This is a genomic window from Arthrobacter ipis, from assembly GCF_014694315.1.
Classification (GTDB): Bacteria; Actinomycetota; Actinomycetes; order Actinomycetales; family Micrococcaceae; genus Arthrobacter; species Arthrobacter ipis.
Genome location: NZ_JAAOXD010000009.1, coordinates 415868 through 417221 on the forward strand (window position 1 = coordinate 415868; position 1354 = coordinate 417221).

Below are 1354 nucleotides of genomic sequence, written 5' to 3' on the forward strand. Positions count from 1 at the left end.
CCCGATGAGCGCCAGCGTCAATGTCTCGCTGTTGCGGGGGGCGACGGACGGGACACCGCGGGTTCCGCTGGAGCGGGTTTCGGTCTCGACGTCCGCCAGGGAGCAGGTGAGCAGCACACGGGCGTCGGGGCGTTTGAACATGCCGACCGGCAACAGCGGCAGGTCTTGCAGGTCGTTGATCTCGTTGATCGCGGCGGGATCGACTCCCAACGCGTCACACTGCGCGCGGTAGAAGCCGTTTCCGGCCTGGTGGTAGATCGCGGCGTCCCGCAGGACGTCGGTAACCGACCGTGCCCAGTCATCAGGCGACTGGACGTATGCCTTGGACACATTCCCCAGCATCTGCGGTAGGGAGAGCATTCTGTCACTCCTCATTGAGTGCGAATCGATGAATGCGGTTTGCGCCGCAGGGTTAGCCGTACCGACGCAACTCCGAAAAGAAGTCCTCGACCACCCGGAGCTGGCCGGTGCTGGCAAGTTCGTCGTAGACGTACTTGCCTACTGCCAGGTCGAGCACGCCCAGGCCGAAGGGTGAGAACACGATGGGGCGGTCGTCCGCCAGCGGGACGCGGCCTTCCATGACGTCGGCGAGGGTGCCGTCCACGAAGTTCCGGTGGCCGACCATCTGCTCCACGAGGTGGGCCGATGTTCCGGCTTTCAGGCAGTGGTCGACGTCGTCGAGGATGTTGGTCGATGCCAGCAGGATTTCCGGGGCGAGGTCGCGCAGGGATACGTGGAGCACCAGCGGGTTGTGGTCGAACCATGTTGTGTCGTGCACGTGGGGCTGGCCGGCCACGGTGGCGAACACGATGAGGTCGCTGTTTCTGATCAGCTGCTCGGGGCCGTCGTGCACGGTCACCCGGGCTCGGGTGCCGCTGCGTTCGAGGTAGCCTTTGTAGCCCTCCGCGCTCTCGCCCGAGAGGTCGAACACCCCGATTTCGTCGAATGACCAGTCGGCGGCGTTCAGGAAGGTGTGGATGTAGCGGGCAATGAGGCCGACGCCGAAGAACCCGATCCTTCGTGGGCGTCCGCGTCCGCGGCTGAGCCAGTCGGCCGCCGCGGCGGCCGATGCAGCTGTCCTGGAGGCGCTGATGATGGAGCCTTCCATGCACGCCAACGGGTACCCGGTTGCCTTTTCGTTGAGGATCAGCACTGCTGAGGCGCGGGGTATGCCTGAGGCGACATTGTCCGGGAAGCTGGAGACCCATTTGATGCCGTCAACCTCTACCTGTCCGCCGATCGAGGCGGGCAGGGCGATGATGCGGGAGGTGGGCCGGTCGGGGAAGCGCAGGAAGTAGGAGGGGGGGTTTACCGAGTCTCCGGCCGCGTGCGTGCGGTAGGTCTGCTCGACCAG

Annotated in this window: 2 protein-coding genes; both read right to left on the reverse strand. The window is 65.4% G+C overall.

The features are described 5' to 3' along the window. Positions 1-360, reverse strand: a 360-nt coding sequence (locus G9E11_RS20650; protein WP_479686155.1) for a LuxE/PaaK family acyltransferase, incomplete at its 3' end; no start/stop codon positions are given. A 52-nt stretch (positions 361-412) separates the two neighbouring features. After that, a partial coding sequence (sbnB, locus tag G9E11_RS20655) for a 2,3-diaminopropionate biosynthesis protein SbnB (protein ID WP_190609171.1) occupies positions 413-1354 on the reverse strand: 942 nt, incomplete at its 5' end.